This window comes from Streptomyces sp. 7-21, from assembly GCF_016741785.1.
In the GTDB taxonomy this organism is placed as follows: Bacteria; Actinomycetota; Actinomycetes; order Streptomycetales; family Streptomycetaceae; genus Streptomyces.
The window spans coordinates 43,887-63,946 of sequence record NZ_JAERRL010000010.1 but is presented as its reverse complement, the minus strand read 5'-3'; the positions used below and the strand labels follow the sequence as shown (position 1 = coordinate 63,946).

Here is a 20,060-nt window from a genome sequence, read left to right as displayed (position 1 = left end):
CTGCGGCCGGTGTCAGTGACCGGTGTTACAAAGATCCGCGTACCTGCAAAACGGCCAGTCAGGAGCGGCAGCGGCATGGGCAGAGTGAATCACCTGGAAACGTTCTACGGACTGAAGGTCCGTGACTTCCCTTTCACCGAGCCGGGCACAAAGGGCGCCCGGCTCCCGGCAGCCGATGCCGTGGCATGGCGGATATCGACCCCGCCGTACGGCACGGGACCGCTGCTCGACTGGGAGCAGGTGTTCGAGCGTTTCGCCGACACCGTGGACCTCAGCCAGGTCCGCGCGATCGTCGTCGGCCTATGGACGAAGGACGTCAGCTGCCGGCCCGACAAGGTGATCGAGACACTCCTTGCGGCGCGGGACCAGCTCCCGTCGCTCCGCGCCCTGTTCCTCGGCGACATCGCGCCCGAGGAGTACGAGATCTCCTGGATTGAGCAGGGCCTGGTCTCCCCGCTGCTGGAGGGTTTCCCGGAGCTGGAGGAATTCGGCGTCCGAGGCGGCAACAGGCTCGAATTCCACCCGGTGACGCACCAGCGGCTGCGCTCGCTAGTCGTCGAGACCGGCGGCCTGCCCGCCGGCGTCGTGCGCGCCATCGCCGCCAGCGACTTCCCGGCCCTGAAGTACCTCGAGCTGTGGCTGGGTACCGCGGACTACGGCGGCGACAGCGAGATCGCCGACCTGGCGCCGATCCTGCAGGGCACGCGGCTGCCGCGCCTGCGCCACCTGGCGCTGTGCAACAGCGACTACGAGGACGAGATCGCCGCCGCCATGGCGTCCGCGCCCATCGTCGCCCAGCTGAAGACGCTCGACCTGTCCATGGGCATCCTCACCGACGAGGGGGCGACGGCCCTGCTCAGCGGCCAGCCGCTCACCCACCTGAAGACGCTCGACCTCGACTACAACTTCCTCAGCGAGCCGGTGCGGCAGCGCTTCCGGGACGCGCTGGAAGGCGCCGGCGTCACCCTTTACCTCGACGAGGAAGCCGAGGAGCACGAGTGGGACGATGAAATCCACCGCTTCGTGGCCGTCGGCGAGTAACTGTGCACCACGGCCCCACCGACCGGTACGCCGTCGTGGGCAACCCGGAGAACCGCCGGGTGACGCTGTTCACCCGCGCCGTGCGCCGGGCCGGGCTGCCCGCCCCGCGCGTCGTGCCGTGGACGGACGTGCTGCGCGACGACGGCGCCGGCTTCGGGTCCGGCGAAACGGTGCGCATCGACTCGCCCGGCGAAAACGCCGAAGTGGACCGGATCCTGCGCGGCGTGGACGACCCGACGCGGGTCGAGGGCGGCCCCCGCTGGTACGCCCGTTTCACCGCGGCGGTGCGGACGCTGCGCGGCGGAGTACGCCTGGACGACCCGGGCGACCTCGACGTCCTGTTCGACAAGCGGCGCTGCCACGGCGTCCTCGCCGCCGCCGGGGTGCCCGTCCCCGAGTCGCCCACGTCCGGCGGCGGCACGGCAGTGCGAGGCTGGGAGGACGTGCGGTCGCTGATGGAGGCGCACGGCATGCCGCGGGTGTTCCTCAAGCCGGCGCACGGGTCGTCCGCGTCGGGCGTGGTGGCCGTGGAGACGGCGGGCCGCGGCCGGGTCCGGGCGACGACCTCCGTCGAGACGGCCGCCGGCGGCGCCCTGCACAACTCGCTGCGGGTGCGCCGCGTCACCGGCGAGCGCGAGGTGGCCGCCCTGGTCGACGCTCTGGCTCCCGAGCGTCTGCACGTCGAGCGGTGGTGGCCCAAGGCGTCGCTCGGCGACGGGCGCGCGGCGGACCTCCGCGTCGTCGTGGTAGCGGGCCGCGCCACCCACGCGGTCGTGCGCACCAGCCGCTCCCCGATGACCAACCTCCACCTCGGCGGGCAGCGCGGCGACCTGGCCGCCGCCGTCGCGGCGGCAGGAGAGAACTGGGCGGCGGCCCTGGAGACCGCCGAACGGGCCGCGGCGTGCTTCCCCGGCACGCTGTGCGTCGGCGTCGATCTCCTCCCGGCCGTCGGCTGGCAGCGGTTCGCCGTCGCCGAGGTCAACGCCTTCGGGGACCTGCTGCCCGGCCTGACGGGCCTGCCCGGCAGCGGCGCCGAGGGTCTGGACACCTACGCCGCCCAGGTCGCCGCCGTGCGCCAGCGGCGGCACCCGCGGCAGGTCCGGCCGCGGCGTGAGCACCACGCCAGGAGCCACCATGCGACCGCCTGAGACCAGCCCGCTGCCCGACCTGAACCCCAGCATGAACCCGGACATGAACGAGATCGTCGGCCGCGACGACCTGCTCCTGCTCACCCTGGACACCCTGCGGTACGACGTCGCCGCCGAACTCGCCGCGGCCGGGCGTACCCCGCACCTGGCCCGCTACCTGCCCGGCGGCGCCTGGGAGAAGCGGCACGCCCCGGGCAGCTTCACCTACGCCTCCCACCAGGCGATGTTCGCCGGCTACCTGCCGACCCCGGCCGCTCCCGGGCCGCATCCCCGGCTGTTCGCCGCGCGGTTCGCCGGCAGCGAGACCACGGCCAGCGGCACGTACGTCTTCGACACCCCCGACCTGGTCTCCGGCCTCGCCGCCGCCGGGTACCACACCGCGTGCATCGGCGGCACCGGGTTCTTCAACAAGCGGGGCGCGCTCGGCGGCGTGCTGCCCGGCCTGTTCCAGGAGAGCCACTGGGAGCCCGGGTTCGGCGTCGCGTCCCCCACCTCCTTCGAGCAGCAGATCGCCTGCGCCGAGCACCTCATCGCCCGCCTCCCCGCCGAGCGGCGGCTGTTCCTCTTCGTGAACGTCTCCGCGCTGCACCAGCCCAACTGGTTCTACGAGCCGGGCGCCACCGCCGAGCGCGGCGACACCCGCGCCTCCCACGCCGCCGCCCTGGAGTACGTCGACCGGCACGTGGAGCGCCTGTTCGCGGCGATCCGCGCGCGCCGCCGCTGCTTCGCCATCGTCTGCGCCGACCACGGCACCGCCTACGGCGACGACGGCTACACCGGCCACCGCCTCGGCCACGAGGTGGTGTGGACGGTGCCGTACGCCCACTTCTTCCTGGAGCCGTCCGCATGAACTCCCCCGTCACCGCGCCCGTCCCCGCCACGGTCCGCCCGTACCAGAGCTACGTCTACGCCTACCCCCACAAGACGGCCTACCGCCCGCTGCCCGACCGGCCCGCCCTGCGCGACATCTGGCGCGGCGAACCCAAGGACGCGCTCTCCCTCTACCTGCACGTCCCGTTCTGCGAGGTCCGCTGCGGCTTCTGCAACCTCTTCACCCGCACCGGCGCCCCTGACGGGCTGACCGGCCGCTACCTCGACGCCCTCGACCGGCAGGCCGCCGCCGTCCGCGAGGCGCTCGGGGACGCCGACCCCGTGCGGTTCGCCACCGCCGCGTTCGGCGGCGGCACCCCCACCTTCCTGACCGCCGCCGAGCTGCACCGGCTGTGCGACATCGCCGAGCGGCGGATGGGCGCCGACTTGCGCGCCATACCGCTCTCCGCGGAGGCGTCGCCCGCCACCGCCACCGCCGACCGGCTCGCCGTGCTCGCGGAGCGCGGCACGACCCGGCTCAGCCTGGGCGTGCAGAGCTTCGTCGAGGAGGAGGCGCGGGCCGCCGTCCGCCCGCAGCGCCGCGCCGACGTCGAGGCCGCCCTGGGCCGGATCCGCGACGCCGGCATCCCGGTCCTCAACATCGACCTGATCTACGGCATCGACGGCCAGACCACGGCCACCTGGCTGCGGTCGCTCGACGCCGCGCTCGCCTGGCGGCCGGAGGAGCTGTACCTCTACCCGCTGTACGTGCGGCCGCTCACCGGCCTGGCCCGTCACGGCGCGCGCACCGGCCAGGACTGGGACGCCCAGCGGCTGTCCCTCTACCGCACCGGCCGGGACCACCTCCTGGCCCACGGCTACGAGCAGGTGTCGATGCGGATGTTCCGCCGCGCCGACGCGCCGCCGCAGGGCCCCGCCGACTACGCCTGCCAGACCGACGGCATGATCGGCCTGGGCTGCGGCGCCCGCTCCTACACCTCCGCGCTCCACTACTCGTTCGAGTACGCGGTCGGCGCCCGCGAGGTCCGCGCGATCATCGACGCCTACATCGCCACCGGCGACTTCACCCGCGCCCGCCACGGCCGCTACCTGAACGAGGACGAGGCGCGCCGCCGCCACCTGCTCCAGTCACTGCTCCAGGCCCAGGGCATGCCGGTGGCGGAGTACCGCGCGCGGTTCGGCACGGACCCGCGCGACGACTTCCCCGCCGAGCTCGCCGAGTTCGCCGCCCGCGGCTGGCTGGATACCGACGCCCGTGACCGGGCGGCCGGCGACGGCGCGGGGCCCGTGCTGCGCCTGACCCCCGAGGGCCTGGCCTACTCCGACGCCCTCGGACCGGCGCTGTTCTCCCCCGAGGTGCGGGCCGCGATGGCCGCCTACGAGCCGAGGTAGAGCCGCCGTGGACCTGACGATCCTCTACCGCGGGCCGCTCGCCTCGTGCGACTACGACTGCCCCTACTGCCCGTTCGCCAAGCGGCGCGACACCCCCGAGACGCTCCGTGCCGACCGTGCCGCCCTGGAACGCTTCACCGCCTGGGCGGCGGCGCAGACCGGCGACCGGCTGTCGGTGCTGTTCACGCCCTGGGGCGAGGGCCTGGTCCGCTCCTGGTACCGGCGGGCGCTCGTCGAGCTGTCGCACCAGCCGCACGTCGCGCGCGTCGCGATCCAGACCAACCTCAGCTGCCGCACCGGCTGGCTGGCCGACGCCGACCTCGGCACCGTCGCGCTGTGGTGCACCTACCACCCCGGCCAGACGCCGTACGACCGGTTCCTCACCAGGACACGGGAGCTGGCCGCGCGGGGCGTCCGCTTCAGCACCGGCATCGTCGGCCTCCCCGCGCACCTGCCGCACGCCCGCCGGCTGCGCGCCGACCTGCCCGCCCACGTCTACCTATGGGTCAACGCCGCCGAGGGGCACGTCTACACCGACGCCGAGGCGGACGCCTGGACGGCGATCGACCCGCTCTTCCCCTACAGCCGCCACCCGCACCGCTCGGCCGGGCTGCCGTGCCGCACCGGCGCGTCCGTCATCTCCGTGGACGGCGACGGCACGGTCCGCCGCTGCCACTTCGTCCGCGCCACGCTGGGCAACCTCTACGACGGCAGCTACCGTGCCGCCCTCGCCCCGCGCCCCTGCCCACTGGCCTTCTGTGACTGCCACATCGGCTACGTGCACCTGGAATCGCTGCCGCTGTACGACACGTTCGCCGGCGGCGTCCTTGAACGGATCCCGGCCGGCTGGCCAACACCGCCACAACGTCCGTCCAACGCCGGCGCGGCACGCTGAGCCCGCTTCCCCCCACCAGACCAAGGTAAGGAGCGGTTCATGCCCCGGATCTCACGCCTCGCTGCCACGGCCGTGCTCGCGCTCGCCGCGACCGGCCTGACCGTCCCGGCGGCCAGTGCGGCCAGCACCGGCAGCACGGCCAGCAGCGCACCGGCCGCCGTAGAGGAGGCGGCGCCGCTGTCCACGAGCTACCAGGGCACCTACCCGTCGTTCGAGAAGTGCCGTGCCGTCGGCATGGACGGCCGGGCCTCGGGCCTGTGGAACTACTGGATCTGCTACGAGAACAGCGTCGGCAACTGGGACCTGTACGTGGACGACCAGTGCGTCGTCTGCCTCGCCTCCGGCTCAGCCGCCGCGCCGAGGCCCGCCGACCGGGACTTCTGATATCCGGTGCGCCGCGCCCCGGTTGGCGGGTACGGTGGGCCGTCGGCAGGCGAAGCGTAAGGAGCGGCGGCGATGGCGGACGCGCCCGGGGGCCCGGACCCGGACCAGTACGACGAACTCGCCGCGGACTACGCCGCGCACGCCGGATCGAGCGTGGCCAACGCGCTGTACGACCGCCCCGCGATCCTCGGCCTGGCCGGCGACGTGGCCGGCGCCCACGTGCTGGACGTGGGGTGCGCCGCCGGCCACCTGGCGGAGAGCCTGCTGGAGCGCGGCGCCCGGGTCACCGGCATCGACGCCAGCGCGTCGATGGTGCGGCTGGCCCGGGAACGGTGCGCCGCCAGCGGCGACCGCGCCCGGTTCCACCGCGCTGACCTGGCCGAGCCGCTGGACTTCCTGCCGGACGGGACGTTCGACCTCGTGACCGCCTCACTCGTCCTGCACTACCTGGAGGACTGGGGCCCGGTGCTCGGCGAGCTGCGGCGGGTGCTGCGTCCCGGCGGGGCGCTGGTGATGTCCATCCACCACCCGGCCGAGGACTGGCGCTGGTTCGACCGGCCCGACTACTTCCAGACCGAACTGGTCACGGATACCTGGCAGCTCGGCGGGCGCCCTCACGAAGTGCGCTTCTACCGGCGCCCGCTGAGCCAGGCGTTCGCCGCGCTGCGGGACGTGGGCTTCCAGGTCGACCAGCTCGTCGAGCCCATGCCGCTGCCCGAGGCCAGGGAACGGGACCCCAAGGTGTACGCGGCGCTGACGACGACGCCCAACTTCCTCTATTTCCGGGCCATCAGCCCGGCGTCTTGAGCGGCCGTCAGGCCATGGTCTGCTGGCCGTCGAGCGACTCCCGGATGATGTCGGCGTGGCCCGCGTGCTGGGCGGTCTCCGCGATGAGGTGCAGCAGCACCCGGCGGGCCGACCACCGTGCGCCCGGTTCGAACCACGGTGCCCGCGGCAGCGGGTGGGCGGCGTCCAGGCTGGGGAGGGCGGCCACGAGGGCCTCGGTCCGCCGCGCCCTCTCCGCGTAGCCGTCGAGCAGGCCGGCCAGCGTCTCGCCAGGCAGCATCCGGAACTCGTCGGCCCGCTGCGGCAGGCCACCCTCGGGGAGGTGGCCGAGGTCGCCCATCGCGGACGGGCCGTGGACGAGGAACTCCGCCCACATCCGCTCCACGGCGGTGACGTGCTTGATCAGGCCGCCCAGGCACAGGGAGCTCACGGTGGTGCGCGCGGCGGCCTGCTCGTCGGTGAGGCCGCGCGTGGTGAAGCGCAGCAGGTGCCGGTGATGGACCAGCGTCTGGAGCAGGTCGGCGTGCTCGCCCGTCACCGTCGCAGGGGCGGCGTCGGCTGTGGCCGTCCGCGTGGTCATGTCGTTCCGCCTTCCGTCGTGGAACGCCCGCTCCGGGGGCGTTCCGTATCGGTCGACGATCACGCTAGGAAGCCATGCGGTCAGTTCCTGTCCGCAAAGCGACGCCAGAATGGGCGGCATGGCCAACACCGGCGCCCGGACCCTGACGCTGCTGTCCCTGCTCCAGTCCCACCGGTTCTGGCCGGGCGACGAACTGGCCGCGCGGCTCGGCGTCTCCGTCCGCACCCTGCGGCGCGACATCGAGCGGCTGCGCGGCCTGGGCTACCCCGTCACGGCCCGGCGCGGTGCCGACGGCGGCTACCAGCTCGCCGCGGGCGCGGCGCTGCCGCCCCTCGTGATCGACGACGACGAGGCGGTCGCGCTGGCCGTCGGGCTCCAGACCGCCGCCCACGGCGCGGTCGAGGGCATCGCCGAACCCTCGGTCCGGGTGCTGTCAAAGGTGGTGCGGGTGATGCCCGCGCGGCTGCGGCGCCGGGTCGAGGCGCTGTCCGCGATGACCGAGCCGGCCGAGTGGGGCGGCCCGCCGGCGCCCACCAGCGCGGAGGCGCTGACGGCCCTCGCGCTGGCCTGCCGGGACGCCGAGCGGCTCCGCTTCCCCTACACCGCCGCCGACGGCCGCCGCAGCGAACGGCACACCGAGCCGCACCGGCTGGTACGTCTCGGCCGCCGCTGGTACCTGGTGGCGTACGACCTGGACCGGCAGGACTGGCGCGTGTTCCGGACCGACCGCCTCGCCGCGCCCCGTCCCACCGGCGTGCGCTTCCGCCCCCGGCAGCTGCCGGCCGCCGACGCCGCCGCGTTCGTCCGTGACCGGCTGGAGAACGCGCCCCGCGCCTACCGGGTGGAGGTGCTGGTCGAGGCCCCGGCCGGGGCCGTGCGCGAGCGGATCGGGCAGTGGTGCACGGTCGAGGAGACCGGCGCCGGCCGCTGCCGGGTCCGCATGACCGCCGATTCCCTCCAGCTGCCCGCCATGGCGCTGACAGCCCTCGACGCCGGTTTCCGGGTCGTCGGCCCGCCCGAACTGCGGGCCTGGCTCCGCACGTGCGCCGACCGGTTCGCCCGCGCCGCGACGGCGGACTGAGCGCGGCGCCCGGCACGGTTCCGAGACTTTTCAGCGCGCCGGCCCGTACCGGGGTGCCCCACGGTTCCGGTAGCCCCCGTGCCCGGCCGCCGGGTGCGCTCCGCCACGCGCACGTGACCAGCAACAACCATGGCGTACCGGCGAGTTGCTTGGAGGAATGTTTCCTTCCGGAATCGTTGCGGAAACCGTTGACAAGGTAACGGGTCGACCCGAACATGATTGGCATGTCCAGGTAAATGCAAAACGCCTGGTCACACCGGTCGTCGGGCGCACGACGACCGGCTCACTCCGTGCCGCGCGGCAAGGGACGCCGCCGCCGCACGATCCGATCCCTCACTCACCAGCAGGCCGGCGGGCCGTGCCGTGTCCTGCCCGGCTCCCCGGTCAGCCCGAACCAGGAGGACTCATGTCCCAGCAGCACGCCATCCCAGCCCCTGCCCTGAGTCGCCGCAGCCTTCTCGGCGGCGCCGGCGCCCTCGCGCTCGGCGCCTCGGCGCTGGTCGTGCCCGGCACGGCGCACGCCCAGCAGACCATCACCCAGAACCAGACCGGCATGCACGATGGCTACTTCTACTCGTTCTGGACCGACGGCGGCGGCCAGGTGTCCATGACGCTCGGCGCCGGCGGCAACTACACCACCCAGTGGACCAACACCGGCAACTTCGTCTGTGGCAAGGGCTGGAGCTACGGCAGCCGAAGAACCGTGAACTGGTCGGGTAACTACAGCCCCAGCGGCAACAGTTACCTGTGCCTGTACGGGTGGTCGTCCAACCCGCTCGTCGAGTACTACATCGTCGACAACTACGGCACCTACCGGCCAGACCGGCGAGTGGCGCGGCACCATCACCAGCAACGGCGCCACGTACGACATCTACCAGACGATGCGGTACAACGCGCCGTCCGTCGAAGGCACGAGGACCTTCCCGCAGTTCTGGAGCGTCAACCAGGGCAGACGGCCCAGCGGCAGCATCGACACGGGCGCCCACTTCGACGCCTGGGCCCGCGCCGGGATGTACCTGGGCAACCTCAACTACTACATGATCCTCGCGACCGAGGGTTACCAGAGCAGCGGCTACGCCAACATCTGGATGAGCTGAGCGGGCCGCGCCGGCAACGGGGCGGGAGCGCCGCGCGCCCCCGCCCTCCCGCCGGCCGGACCCAGCGGGCTAGTCGTTCTGCGCGCCGGGCGGCAGCGACCGCAGCCGCATCGTCTGCGCCGTGCGCGTGCCGAACGCGTAGTCCAGCATCGTGGCCGCGTCGGTGTACCGCTCGGAGCCGCTGGCGCTGTTCAGCACGACACCCGTGACCGTCCGGCCGTCCCGCCGGGCGGCGAAGACCAGGCACGGCCCGGCGGCGGTGCCCGTGCCCGTCTTGATGCCGATCGCGCCGTCGTAGGAGCCCAGCAGCTGGTTGGTGTTGTACCAGGTGTAGGTGCGGCCGTTGGTGGCCTTCTGCACCGTGCTGGTCCGCTTCATGATCACGCGCAGCGGCTTGTAGTTCAGCGCCTCACTGGCCAGCAGCGCGGCTTCGCGCGGCGTCGTGTAGTTGTCGCCGTTGCGGGAGATGCCGTCGAACGAGTCGTAGTGGGTGTTGGTGAACCCCAGCTCCTCGGCCTTGCGGTTCATCATGCCGATGAACGAGGTGGTGCGGGCCCGGATCGAGCTCCCGCTGCCGAAATGGTCGGCCAGCGCCATCGCGGCGTCGCACCCCGAGGGCAGCATCATCGCGTGCAGCACCTGGCGGACCGTCAGCTTGTCGCCCTTGCGCAGGTCGGCGGTGCTGGCGCCCTGCTCAGCGACGTAGTTGCGGTAGGCCTGCTTCATGGTGAGCAGCCGGTCGAGGTCGAGGTTCTTCTGGCTGAGGACGACGATGGCCGTCATGATCTTCGTCGTGCTGGCCATCTGCCGCCGGGTGGGGCCGTTCTTGACCATCAGCCGTTTGCCCGCGGTGACGTCCCAGAGATAGGCACCCGACGCCGACACCTTCGGGGCGGCCATCGTGGAGACCGAGTCGGCGCGCGCGCTCGGTGCCAGCACGGGCGCGGCGACGAGGGAGGCGGAACCGAGCAGCGTGGCCCCGAAACGGCGCCTGGATATACCGGATTGCAAGGCGACTCCTGACAGTTCGTTGAATGCACTGAGACTATCCCTCGCCGCTCCCCGACGGCCGCGCGCCCGTCTGCCGGCGTCAGCGCAGCGGCATGGTGGGCTGACCGGTGCGGGGCTTACCAGGCCGAGCGCTCAAGAGAACAGGTTCTGAGCGCGCCGCCGCTGTGGCAGGGGGAACACGAGCGTTCGTTCCTCCGGCGTCCGGCCCAGTCGGTCCGCCGATCGCGTCGGCGCACGCGGGGCGCCCTGGCACGCGGAGGCCGACGTCGGCCAGACCGGCTGGGTGGCGACGAGCGTGGTCCCGAATGGCTCCGGTGCAGAGCCGGGTGACCGCTATGAACGCGCGAAGCGCTGTTCTGCTAGAGCAGGAGAAAGTTAATGACCGTGGTTCGTCGCCCATGGTGCTTGCGACGGGCATCGCAGGTGCTCGCTATCCAGCCTACGACGTGAACGGAATATTCATCGCATACGTGAGTCCCGTATGGAGGATCCACGGCCCGCGCCGGTTGTATCCGGCCGTATCTCGACGATGATAGAACTGGACATATTGGCTGCTTGGACTGTAGTTCCCGATTGCCCCTTGCAGAAAGAGGTATTCGCCAGAACTGCTGTACGGATACTTCGTTCGCTAATTCTGCTTCGCTTAGCGCGGAGGCCAGCTGTTCTCTTGTAAATTTGTGCGATGGAAGTTCGGACAGGATGTTCTCAATCTTTTGAATGACGGTCGAAGGGAGAAGTCCTGCTGCTTCTGACTTGATCTCGTTCAGCAAATGCTGGCGGGCGAAACTGTCGGCAGCGCTTCGGACCTGCTGGCCGGTCAGCTCGCGGTACGGGCTGGCATGCTGCTGGATGGACTTGAACAGCAGACTTATATCTCGCGGTGTGTAGCGAGTGAAGTCGAGAATGTACTTAGTCGTGGGTATCCTTCTTCTAGAGCCCACTTTGACATACCGAGGTAAGAATTGCAGTAGCCTATCTTTGTCAATTTTTCCCTTTGCGGCGAGGTAGTCCCAAAGGAGAACACTGCGGTCGTCCTGCTGTTCTGAACCCCAGTCCATATAAATTCCGCTATCGGCGGCAATCTTGGGCCCGTCGGAGAAGTTGATCCTCCGAAAGACGTCGCTTCGGCACATGATCATCACGTAGGCGCTGTTGTTTCTCGTTGCAAGCAGCCTCTGGCAGATCCCGTCTCCCACTCGGATCAAAGATGCCATTGTGCGCCAATAGCTGTCGTTATCGCCGATTGCCTTATCGAGCCCGTCAATTGCGAGCAGGTGCCGATTGGGTGTATCTGCCTTCTGGATAAGGTTGACGACTGCCTCACCGAGTTGCTCTCGGCTTACCACGTCGGATTCCCTGGAGGTTACTTCGCCTGAGAGGTAAGGGATGCGAATCCCTCCTTTCCTCTCTCGTACTCGTCTCAGCACCTGCGGGTAATCATCTGAGGCGAGACCCGCTTCGCGAAGTTGGGCCATGAACTTCAGGACCTGTGACTCGCGGGCCAAGTTGCATGCGTTGTCTTCGATGAGAGATTCCAGCAGTCGGATGCCAATAAAGAGTCTCCAGGCGGAATCGGTCAGGTAGGTGACCTCGCTAGATACAAGGTTCTTGTCGAGAGATGAGAGAGGGCTTTGCGTGCGATTTAGTTCATCGAAGTCTACTGATTTGAAAAAGACTGATTCTTTGCCGAATTTCTTTTTCCAGGAGAGTGCCACGTAATGTGCGGCGGCGCTTTTTCCGGATCCTTTTGGCCCGAGAATCAGGAACTTCTCGTGCTCTAAGACTTGTGTTGCCAGATTCCACCTGTCGAAATAGGTTTCACGAAAACGTTCGGGATCTGAGGCGACCTCTCGTTCAGCTGCGGCCTGCCCGAAGTAAAGCCGAATGAACTCCGTCATGCTTGCCCCTCCCGCTAGCCTTCATGGAGTGAGTATCCCAAGGATCCCCAGTCCGCTCAGCGATTATGCGTAAGTTATGCGTATGTCAGCCGAGGTATGCTGCTCGCGGTGCTGGAGGTAGTGCTCCAGTCTGAGGCGCTGGGTGTGGTGCATGGTAAAGTCGGCCAGCTTCCCCGGAGGGCTACAGCAAAGTTCGGTGGACGTCAAAGATCATGTTTCCCGCCGGTGATGCGGGCGGTGAAGCAGATGTTGAACCGGCGGCGTACTTCTCTTCGCTGTAGGTCATGAGGCGGCGCGGGCCGGTGCAGGTGCCTGCCAAGCCTGTGATCGCGATGTCGAGCCCGGTTTCATCCTCGACTTCGCAGACGGCCGCGTCCGGCAGTGATGAGGTCAGCTCCATGCCTCCGCCTGGCAGGGCCCGCATGCCGCTGTCGCGTCGCGGTTGCAGCAGATGTGACCGTTCTTGTTGGGGACGAGGGCGGAGGCGGCGACTGCCATGCTGTTGGGCCTGGGCGCGTTGGGGTAGTCGTAGTGCTCGGTGTTCGTGTCACCGTCAGCCTTTCGGTACGGGCCTTGCTGTCCCGAACCGCGTTGGCCTCCATCGCAGGTGCCGGACTCCCGCCGCCATCACCGCTGCCTTAGAAATCCGCGTATTTGCCCGATACCATCGGTCCTCGCGAGGCTCTTCCTCGGACGGATCGATGACAAGGGCCGTACGGCGTGCGAGAGGTGCCAGAATTCCGCAAGGAGATCGGAGTCCAGCAGCCGTTCGCTCATCGCACGTATCATCCTTAAGTGGCGTTACTGGCGTATCTGAAACTGCCAGCGTGCGACGCTTAAAATCGACCGAAGTCCATGATCGCTCGCACATCTCTGCGGCGATACTCGGGAGTTGGGGCAGGATTATATCGGCGTGGATGAGGGGGATATTGAGATCAACTTCGTCGCTGCTTCCGTCGATATAGCGCTGAAAGATGGCCATTGTTTCATTCAAGGCATTCCGCCTGGCTTGAACGCGGACGTGATGGGCAGCAATGAGAAAGGTGACATTGAGGCGAACCTCGTTTGGAATTGGCCACCTTCGCTGACGTGGACTGGCCAATTCTTTGAGTGATGGAGCGGTCTTTGATTCAAGCGCCGCAAGGCCTCTTCTAACGCGACGCTGGATTCGTCGCCTACTTCGATCCGATTGAAGTGGTATATTGACGCCGCCTTGCGGACCGGCTGGCGATAGTACCTTTCGCCAGGCAGTTCAACGCACTTGATCTGCCCCTGGGTGCAATCGCAACTGCTGTTGCGATACGTAGTGGTGTCGCTTTGGTCCCGACATGAAGCGATTATCCAATGAAAGGTAGTCAGATGAAATGATTATCCAAGGTATGGCTGGTCGCGGTGCTGGACGAAGTGGTCCAGCCTGAGACGCTGGGTGTGGTGCATGGGGAGGCCGCCAAGCTGGTCCGGGGGGACGAAGCGGAGTGCGGTGGACTCGTCGGAGATGGCGAGTTCGCCGCCGGTGATGCGGGCGGTGAAGCAGATGTTGAACTGGCGGCGCACTTCTCCGTCGCTGTACGCGATGATGTGCCGTGGGTCGGTGTAGGTGCCCACCAAGCCCGTGATCTCGATGTCGAGTCCGGTTTCCTCCTTGACCTCGCGGACGGCAGCGTCGGGCAGGGATTCGGTGAGTTCCATGCCGCCACCGGGGAGGGCCCACAAGCCGCTGTCGCTTCGCCGTTGGAGCAGGATGTGACCGGCCTCGTTGGTGACGACGGCGGAGGCGGCGACGACCATGCTGTGGGGCTTTGGCGCGTTCGGGTCGTCGTAGTACTCGGTCCGTGTCACCGTCAGCCTTCCTGTACGGGGCTTGCTGTCTCCCATACCGCGTCGAAGCTTCCAGCGTAGGTGTCGAACATCCCTCCGCCATCGCCGCTGCGGCGGAGGTGCCAGACGGGGGCGCCGTAGGCGTTGACGCCCCAGACGTGCGCGTTGACGAACATCTGGTCGTCCGCGCGGTAGATGGAGTTGTAGAGGGTCGTGCCGTGCGTCCGGATCTCGATGCCGGCGACTCCCACGAGTGGGCGGTAGTGCATGAGAGCAATCTGGCAACGCGACTCGATGCCGTGCCCGAAACGCTTCTCCTGGCCGCGCTGCCGGACGTTCGGGCTGTCGGCGTCGCCCAGGGCGATTCGGATGGTGCAGCCTTCGGCGGCCCGCTCCTTCAGGAGGTCGTTCAGCCGAGGATAGGCCTCGTGCAGGAAGACGGCGGCGTACACCAACACGTCGATCCGTTCGCTCGCTTGGGTCATCAGGTCCACGAACGCCGACGCCGGGATGTCGGCGCGCTGGTCGTAGAGCGCGACAAGTTCGGGGCTTATGGCGCGGGCGGGGCGGGACTGGCGGAGCGCTGGCCACAGGGCGTGCACGTCTTCTCCTAACGTCTCAGCTGCCCGCATGGCCGTGGTCCGGCGCGGGATCCGGCCCAGGTTGACCCACCGTTCGACGGACTTCGGATCGACATCGACCTTCGCCGCGAGGGGGCGTACGTCCAACCTCCGGCCGTCATGACAGCTCGTAGCCTCTCGTTCGGCGTCACAGTCTCTCTCCACATCGTGGGACGGCACTAGGGACGTTCTACCCGACGCGGGACGTCCCGAAGTGGGGTTGGGACGAGGTTCCAACGTCCTGATGAGCGACGCGATCATCACGCAGCGAAGGGACTTCGCGACCGGGCGGGTCCGAGGGCTTGGCCAACGCTGTAGAGGAGCGCTGACGTGTGGGACTTTATCGTCTGGCTGACGGAGCCGTGGCTGAAATGTCTTTTTCCGGCTCCCGATGGGCGCCATCGTGCGGTCTGCTCCCCGACAGCCGTTAACCCCGTGGACCCACCGACGTTGGTGTTGCCGCGCGGCGGTGATGAGTTGGTGCGTCCGTACGTGCTCTCTGCTGAGGAGCGGCGCGCGCGGGCGTTGCGGCGGGAGAGCTGGCGGGCGTTGTGCTTGGCCTCGTACGGGGTCGATGCGGGCACCAGCCCGGTTCACGGCGCGGAGGTGTCCCGGTGAGCGACTGGCAGCCCTTGCTCTACGGCTCCTTGGTGCGAGACCGGGCCACCGACCGCCTGGGCGTGTACATGGGCCGGGGCGGCCCGTTCGCACTGCTCCGGCCTGTTGGCGGGGGCCAGGAGTGGGAGGCGCGCCCCGCGGACCTTCGGCACGAGGTGTCGGAACATCCGCGCCCGGCGGACGTGATGCAGCTCCAGGCGGCGCTCGACGACCACGTGGAGGGGTGCCGGACGTGCGGGCACGAAGCGGCCTGTGCCATGGGGCGGGTACTCAGCCTGGCCTGTCAGGAAGCCGCATGCCCATCTCGTGCCGCTCCCGGTGTGCCGGCTTTTTATGGCGAAGGACTTACGGCGGCATCTGGAGTGGTACGCGGAGAAGGAGCCGGACGGGTTGCTGTTTGTGGGGGAGAAGGGCAAGCCGTTCCGGCGGTCCACCTTCGGGAGGAAGTGGCGCAAGGCCCGGGCCAAGGTCGGGCTGCCGGATGACTTCCGGTACGACCTGCGGCACAGGGGGCACACGCTTTCGACGCAGAGCGGTGCCACGCTGAAGGACACGATGGTCCGGGCGGGGCAGTCCTCGGAGAAGGCCGCGTTGATCTATCAGCACTCGACGCGGGAGCGTCAGCGCCAGGTCGCCGCCGGGCCCGACGCCCGTGTGCGTGCCGAGCGGGAGGCTGCGGCGAAGGACGGCGCGCCGACGATCGGGCACGCAACGGGCTCGCGGGGCGGCACAGCGGTCCGGACAAACACCAGGCCCAGGCCGGGGATCATGCCCCTGACCTGGGCCTTCGTGATGGAGCGGGCGACGGGAATCGAACCCGCGCTCTGAGCTTGGGAAGCTCATGTTCTGCCATTAAACTACGCCCGCGTTGCGCTGGAGACAGCGTACCGCATCCCCGGAGCGCCAGGACAAGTGGCGCCGGCTTCGTCCCCTAATGTGGCGGTCGTCCGTCACGAGAGCCCGAAGGGCAGGAAGGGGAGACGTCGTTGGGGAACGGCAGGAGCGGTGCGGTGGTCCGGTGTGCCGCGGGGCACGTGTTCGGGACCGCGCGCTTTCCGTTGCGGCAGCTGGGAACCGACCGGATCGGCCCGGGGCGGCTGGTGCGGTGCCCGCGGTGTGCCCGGCTGCGGAACGTCGTGCTCGTGGCTCAGACCGGGGTGCGGTGAAAGTTGAGGTAGGAGCGTGACGGGGTCGGCCCGCGCTGGTTCTGGTAACGGGAGCCGACGCGGGCCGATCCGTAGGGGTTCTCGGCCGGCGAGCTCAGCCGGAACATGCAGAGCTGGCCGATTTTCATCCCCGGCCAGAGCTTGATCGGCAGCGTCGCCACGTTGGACAGCTCCAGCGTGACGTGGCCGGAGAAGCCCGGATCGATGAAGCCCGCCGTCGAGTGGGTGAGCAGGCCGAGCCGGCCGAGGGAGCTCTTGCCCTCCAGCCGGGACGCCAGGTCGTCGGGCAGCGTGATGACCTCGTACGTCGAGGCGAGCACGAACTCCCCGGGGTGGAGGATGAACGGCTCGTCGTCCCGGGCCTCGATCATCCGGGTGAGGTCCGGCTGCTCGATGGAGGGGTCGATGTGGGGATAGCGGTGGTTCTCGAACACCCGGAAGTAGCGGTCGAGCCGCACGTCGATGCTGGAGGGCTGCACCATGGCGGGATCGAATGGCTCGATCCTGACCCGCCCGGCGTCGATCTGCGCCCGGATGTCCTTGTCTGACAGAAGCACGCCATGAGGCTATCCCGACGCCTCCCGCGCCCCGGAGCCGGTCGCTCGTTGTGACGGGGCGCGGGAGGGAGGCGTGCCGGAGCGGTGCGCCTGGCGGCCTATATCGTGCCGAGCTTGACCAGCGCGAGGATCGCCACGAGCTGGATGGCCGAGGCGGCCAGCGCCTTCGGCCAGGCGATCTCGTGGGAGCGGCTGACCATCATCGTGAGCAGCGCGCCCGCGCCGAGCCACGTGGCCCAGCCCAGGATCTGCACCAGGGGCGCGCCGCCGCCCATGAACAGAGCAAGCGCCAGGCGCGGCACGTCGGTGAGCGCCATGATCAGCATGGCGAGCCCGGCGGTGGGGGCCCACAGACCGTTGCCGCCGAACTGCCGTGCGAGGTTGTGCGTGACGGTGCCGAGCAGCAGCGAGCCGAGGACCATGGCCACGCCCGTGACCAGCAGGTACGGGATGAGGGCCGAGGTGGTGGTGTCGAGAATCGACTGGCGGACGTCGTCAAGCCCGAAGACCGCGAGCAGGCCGTACAGGAATGAGACGATCAGCGCGGTCCCCCACATGGGGTAATCGCGCATGGTCCAGAAGGTGGGGCTCGGGCGGAAGATGATGCCGGTCAGCAGCTCCTTCCAGTGCAGCTTCGGCTGCGGCGGGGGCTGCGGCTCGGCGTACCCGTCGTCGGCGTACCCGTCGTCGGCGTACCCGTCGCCGTAGTGGTCACCGTAGCCGTCACCTGCGTACCCACCGTCACCGTAGCCGTAGCCGCCCTGCGGCCCGCTGCCGGACTGCTGCGGATAGGGCGGGGTGTAGCCGCCGCCGTAGTACGGCTGCTGGGGCTGGGGCTGCGGCGAGGGCGGTGGGTACGGCCCGTGTGCGTCGTCGTTCCTTCTGAAACCGGCCACCCTATGAACGTACCGTCTGCTCGTCCTGCTCGTCCTTCTCCCTGACGGAGTCGAGCAGCAGTTGCGCCACATCCACGACGCGCACGTCCTCGCGGGCCGCGCCGTCGTTCTTCTTGGCGTTGACGGAGTCGGTCAGCATCACGAGGCAGAACGGGCACGCCGTCGAGACGATGTCGGGGTCCAGCGACAGGGCCTCGTCCACGCGCTCGTCGTTGATGCGCTTGCCGATCCGCTCCTCCATCCACATCCGCGCGCCGCCGGCGCCGCAGCAGAAGCCGCGCTCCTTGTGGCGGTGCATCTCCTCGTTGCGCAGGCCGGGCACGCGGCCGATGATCTCGCGCGGCGGCGTGTAGACCTTGTTGTGGCGGCCGAGGTAGCAGGGGTCGTGGTAGGTGATGAGGCCGTCGACGGGGGTGACGGGCACGAGCTTGCCGGTGTCCACCAGGTGCTGGAGCAGCTGGGTGTGGTGGATGACCTCGTAGTGGCCGCCGAGCTGCGGGTACTCGTTGGCCAGCGTGTTGAAGCAGTGCGGGCAGGTCGTGACGATCTTCTTGGCCTCGGCGGCGTTGAGCGTCTCGACGTTCTGCTGGCCCAGCTGCTGGAAGAGGAACTCGTTGCCCAGGCGGCGGGCCGAGTCGCCGGTGCAGGTCTCCTCGCCGCCCATGATCGCGAAGCGGACGCCCGCGACGTGCAGCAGCTCGGCGAACGCCTTGGTGGTCTTCTTGGCGCGGTCCTCCAGGGCTCCGGCGCAGCCGACCCAGTACAGGTAGTCGGTCTCCGACAGGTCCTCGATGTCCTGGCCGACGACGGGCACGTCGAACGGGACCTCCTTGACCCACTCCAGGCGCTTCTTCTTCGCCAGGCCCCAGGGGTTGCCCTTGCGCTCGAGGTTCTTGAGCATCGTCCCGGCCTCGGAGGGGAACGACGACTCGATCATGACCTGGTAGCGCCGCATGTCGACGATGTGGTCGACGTGCTCGATGTCGACGGGGCACTGCTCCACGCATGCGCCGCAGGTGGTGCACGACCAGAGCACGTCGGGGTCGATCACGCCCTGTTCCTCGGCGGTGCCGACCAGCGGCGGCCGCGCGGGCGCCTCGCCGCCCGCGTCGGCGGACACGGACTGGGACGCCAGCAGGTAGGGGGCGGTGGCGTGGGCGTGGTCGCGCAGCGACATCACCAGCAGCTTCGGCGACAGCGGCTTCCCGGTGTTCCACGCCGGGCACTGCGACTGGCAGCGGCCGCACTCGGTGCACGTGGAGAAGTCGAGCAGGCCCTTCCAGGAGAAGTGCTCGATCTGGGAGACGCCGAACTGGTCGTCCTCGTCCGGGTCCTCAAAGTCGATGGGCTTGCCGCCGGACGTCATCGGCTGGAGCGCGCCGAGGGCGGGCTCGCCGTCGGCGTTCCGCTTGAACCAGATGTTGGGGAACGCCAGGAAGCGGTGCCAGGCGATGCCCATGTCGGTGTGGAGCGCGACGGTGATGGCCCAGGTCATGGAGGTCCCGAGCTTGATCATCGCGACCAGGTAGACGAGGTTCTGGAGCGTCCCCGCCGACAGCCCGTCGAACGCCGCGACGAGGGGATAGCTCAGGAAGTACGACGCCTCGTAGCCGTCCACGTGGTGCAGGGCGCCCTCCAGCCCCCGCAGCAGCAGGATGCACACGCCGATGGTGAGGATGACGTACTCCACGAAGTACGCCTGCCAGGCCGTGGAGCCCGTGAAGCGGGACTTGCGCCCGGCACGCGAGGGCAGGTTCAGCAGGCGGATGGTGATGAGCGTGAGGATGCCCAGCGTCGTCATCAGGGCGAAGAACTCGACGTACATCTCGTACGGCACGAAGCCGCCGAGCAGCGGCAGGGTCCAGTCGGCCTGGAAGAGCTGGCCGTACGCCTGGACGATCGTGAGGACGAGGGTGAGGAAGCCGATGGCCACGAACCAGTGGGCGAAGCCGATGATGCCCCAGCGGTTCATGCGGGTGTGGCCGAGGAACTCCCGTACCAGCGTGCGGGTGCGCGCGGCGGGATCGTTCGTCCGCGTCCCGGCGGGGACGGGCTGGCCGAGGCGGAAGAAGCGCACAAAGTGGACGACCGCGCGGCTGAACAGCGCAACGGCGACCGCGGTGAGCACCAGCGAGACGACGATCGCGGCGAGTTGCATGTCGGCTCCTCGGGCCTGCGTGAACGGGCGTGCAAAGAAGGGCTAGCACCATAGCCCAGCGAGATCCTACTAGTGGGTAACTT

17 protein-coding genes, 1 tRNA gene and 4 pseudogenes are annotated in these 20,060 nt (G+C 69.1%); 11 read left to right on the top strand and 11 right to left on the bottom strand.

Annotation, left to right across the window (positions count from 1 at the left end):
* The first annotated feature begins 75 nt into the window (after positions 1 to 75).
* From JK356_RS14515 to JK356_RS14485, 7 genes are all read left to right on the top strand, one after another.
* The gene (locus JK356_RS14515) at positions 76 to 1,041 is read left to right on the top strand and encodes an STM4015 family protein (RefSeq protein ID WP_201868260.1); all 966 of its coding nucleotides are present in this window, start codon (positions 76 to 78) and stop codon (positions 1,039 to 1,041) included.
* 2 nt (positions 1,042 to 1,043) lie between these two features.
* Entirely contained in the window at positions 1,044 to 2,189 is a 1,146-nt protein-coding gene (locus JK356_RS14510) for an STM4014 family protein (RefSeq protein ID WP_201868258.1), read from the top strand.
* 43 nt (positions 2,190 to 2,232) lie between these two features.
* The gene (locus JK356_RS14505) at positions 2,233 to 3,039 is read left to right on the top strand and encodes an STM4013/SEN3800 family hydrolase (RefSeq protein WP_201868440.1); all 807 of its coding nucleotides are present in this window, start codon (positions 2,233 to 2,235) and stop codon (positions 3,037 to 3,039) included.
* Positions 3,036 to 4,412, top strand: a complete 1,377-nt coding sequence (locus JK356_RS14500; RefSeq protein ID WP_201868256.1) for an STM4012 family radical SAM protein — start codon at positions 3,036 to 3,038, stop codon at positions 4,410 to 4,412. The genes JK356_RS14505 and JK356_RS14500 overlap by 4 nt, the downstream gene beginning before the upstream one ends.
* A 7-nt stretch (positions 4,413 to 4,419) precedes the next feature.
* Positions 4,420 to 5,307, top strand: coding sequence for an STM4011 family radical SAM protein (locus tag JK356_RS14495; protein ID WP_201868254.1), 888 nt, complete (start codon positions 4,420 to 4,422; stop codon positions 5,305 to 5,307).
* Positions 5,308 to 5,346: 39 nt separating this feature from the next.
* A complete protein-coding gene (locus tag JK356_RS14490; protein ID WP_201868253.1) occupies positions 5,347 to 5,691 on the top strand; it encodes a hypothetical protein in 345 nt (114 codons plus the stop codon).
* 72 nt (positions 5,692 to 5,763) lie between these two features.
* Positions 5,764 to 6,498, top strand: a complete 735-nt coding sequence (locus JK356_RS14485; RefSeq protein WP_201868252.1) for a class I SAM-dependent methyltransferase — start codon at positions 5,764 to 5,766, stop codon at positions 6,496 to 6,498.
* Between the two features lie 7 nt (positions 6,499 to 6,505).
* On the opposite strand, the gene JK356_RS14480 is transcribed toward JK356_RS14485, so the two are convergent.
* Positions 6,506 to 7,057 carry a DinB family protein gene (locus JK356_RS14480; protein ID WP_201868251.1) on the bottom strand — a complete coding sequence of 184 codons (552 nt, stop codon included), beginning with the start codon at positions 7,055 to 7,057 and terminating at the stop codon, positions 6,506 to 6,508.
* Positions 7,058 to 7,175: 118 nt separating this feature from the next.
* Here JK356_RS14480 and JK356_RS14475 point away from each other — a divergent pair, with 118 nt between their 5' ends.
* Positions 7,176 to 8,138: a YafY family protein gene (locus JK356_RS14475; RefSeq protein ID WP_201868250.1), complete on the top strand. Its 963-nt coding sequence runs from the start codon at positions 7,176 to 7,178 to the stop codon at positions 8,136 to 8,138.
* A gap of 406 nt (positions 8,139 to 8,544) precedes the next feature.
* Positions 8,545 to 9,235 (top strand): annotated as a pseudogene (locus JK356_RS14470) (glycoside hydrolase family 11 protein).
* A 69-nt stretch (positions 9,236 to 9,304) separates the two neighbouring features.
* Here the strand turns inward: JK356_RS14470 and JK356_RS14465 are convergent.
* The 6 genes and pseudogenes from JK356_RS14465 to JK356_RS14440 all read right to left on the bottom strand — a co-directional run bounded on the left by JK356_RS14465 (position 9,305) and on the right by JK356_RS14440 (position 14,704).
* Complete coding sequence (locus JK356_RS14465; RefSeq protein WP_236671324.1) at positions 9,305 to 10,246, bottom strand: D-alanyl-D-alanine carboxypeptidase family protein; 942 nt, start codon at positions 10,244 to 10,246, stop codon at positions 9,305 to 9,307.
* Positions 10,247 to 10,605: 359 nt separating this feature from the next.
* The gene (locus JK356_RS14460; protein ID WP_201868249.1) at positions 10,606 to 12,144 is read right to left on the bottom strand and encodes a P-loop ATPase, Sll1717 family; all 1,539 of its coding nucleotides are present in this window, start codon (positions 12,142 to 12,144) and stop codon (positions 10,606 to 10,608) included.
* Between the two features lie 63 nt (positions 12,145 to 12,207).
* Positions 12,208 to 12,642 (bottom strand): annotated as a pseudogene (locus tag JK356_RS14455) (NUDIX hydrolase).
* A 55-nt stretch (positions 12,643 to 12,697) separates the two neighbouring features.
* Positions 12,698 to 13,246, bottom strand: a complete 549-nt coding sequence (locus tag JK356_RS22555) for a hypothetical protein (protein WP_374100655.1) — start codon at positions 13,244 to 13,246, stop codon at positions 12,698 to 12,700.
* Between the two features lie 266 nt (positions 13,247 to 13,512).
* The gene (locus JK356_RS14445; RefSeq protein WP_201868248.1) at positions 13,513 to 13,983 is read right to left on the bottom strand and encodes an NUDIX hydrolase; all 471 of its coding nucleotides are present in this window, start codon (positions 13,981 to 13,983) and stop codon (positions 13,513 to 13,515) included.
* Positions 13,984 to 13,985: 2 nt separating this feature from the next.
* Positions 13,986 to 14,704: pseudogene (locus JK356_RS14440) on the bottom strand (helix-turn-helix domain-containing protein).
* 826 nt (positions 14,705 to 15,530) lie between these two features.
* Between JK356_RS14440 and JK356_RS14435 the strand changes: the two are divergent.
* A pseudogene (locus JK356_RS14435) lies at positions 15,531 to 15,884 on the top strand (site-specific integrase); the annotation flags it as partial.
* Between the two features lie 109 nt (positions 15,885 to 15,993).
* Here JK356_RS14435 and JK356_RS14430 read toward each other — a convergent pair.
* Positions 15,994 to 16,067: transfer RNA gene (locus JK356_RS14430), tRNA-Gly, on the bottom strand.
* 119 nt (positions 16,068 to 16,186) lie between these two features.
* On the opposite strand from JK356_RS14430, the gene JK356_RS21900 reads away from it, so the two are divergent.
* The gene (locus tag JK356_RS21900; protein WP_236671321.1) at positions 16,187 to 16,366 is read left to right on the top strand and encodes a hypothetical protein; all 180 of its coding nucleotides are present in this window, start codon (positions 16,187 to 16,189) and stop codon (positions 16,364 to 16,366) included.
* Here the strand turns inward: JK356_RS21900 and dcd are convergent.
* The 3 genes from dcd to JK356_RS14415 form a co-directional block, all read right to left on the bottom strand.
* Positions 16,348 to 16,923, bottom strand: a complete 576-nt coding sequence (gene dcd / locus JK356_RS14425; protein ID WP_201868246.1) for a dCTP deaminase — start codon at positions 16,921 to 16,923, stop codon at positions 16,348 to 16,350. The two genes, JK356_RS21900 and dcd, sit on opposite strands and share 19 nt — an antisense overlap.
* 98 nt (positions 16,924 to 17,021) lie before the next feature.
* Entirely contained in the window at positions 17,022 to 17,819 is a 798-nt protein-coding gene (locus JK356_RS21895; protein WP_307815582.1) for a YIP1 family protein, read from the bottom strand.
* A 1-nt stretch (position 17,820) separates the two neighbouring features.
* Entirely contained in the window at positions 17,821 to 19,977 is a 2,157-nt protein-coding gene (locus JK356_RS14415; RefSeq protein WP_201868242.1) for a (Fe-S)-binding protein, read from the bottom strand.
* Positions 19,978 to 20,060: the final 83 nt, after the last annotated feature.

Excerpts from the sequence above, each read along its gene's own strand:
- JK356_RS14505 (WP_201868440.1), top strand. The coding sequence starts at position 2,233 with ATGAACGAGATCGTCGGCCGCGACGACCTGCTCCTGCTCACCCTGGAC.
- JK356_RS14515 (WP_201868260.1), top strand. The coding sequence starts at position 76 with ATGGGCAGAGTGAATCACCTGGAAACGTTCTACGGACTGAAGGTCCGT.
- JK356_RS14415 (WP_201868242.1), bottom strand. The coding sequence starts at position 19,977 with ATGCAACTCGCCGCGATCGTCGTCTCGCTGGTGCTCACCGCGGTCGCC.
- JK356_RS14500 (WP_201868256.1), top strand. The coding sequence starts at position 3,036 with ATGAACTCCCCCGTCACCGCGCCCGTCCCCGCCACGGTCCGCCCGTAC.
- JK356_RS14490 (WP_201868253.1), top strand. The coding sequence starts at position 5,347 with ATGCCCCGGATCTCACGCCTCGCTGCCACGGCCGTGCTCGCGCTCGCC.
- JK356_RS14460 (WP_201868249.1), bottom strand. The coding sequence starts at position 12,144 with ATGACGGAGTTCATTCGGCTTTACTTCGGGCAGGCCGCAGCTGAACGA.
- JK356_RS14480 (WP_201868251.1), bottom strand. The coding sequence starts at position 7,057 with ATGACCACGCGGACGGCCACAGCCGACGCCGCCCCTGCGACGGTGACG.
- JK356_RS14475 (WP_201868250.1), top strand. The coding sequence starts at position 7,176 with ATGGCCAACACCGGCGCCCGGACCCTGACGCTGCTGTCCCTGCTCCAG.
- JK356_RS14485 (WP_201868252.1), top strand. The coding sequence starts at position 5,764 with ATGGCGGACGCGCCCGGGGGCCCGGACCCGGACCAGTACGACGAACTC.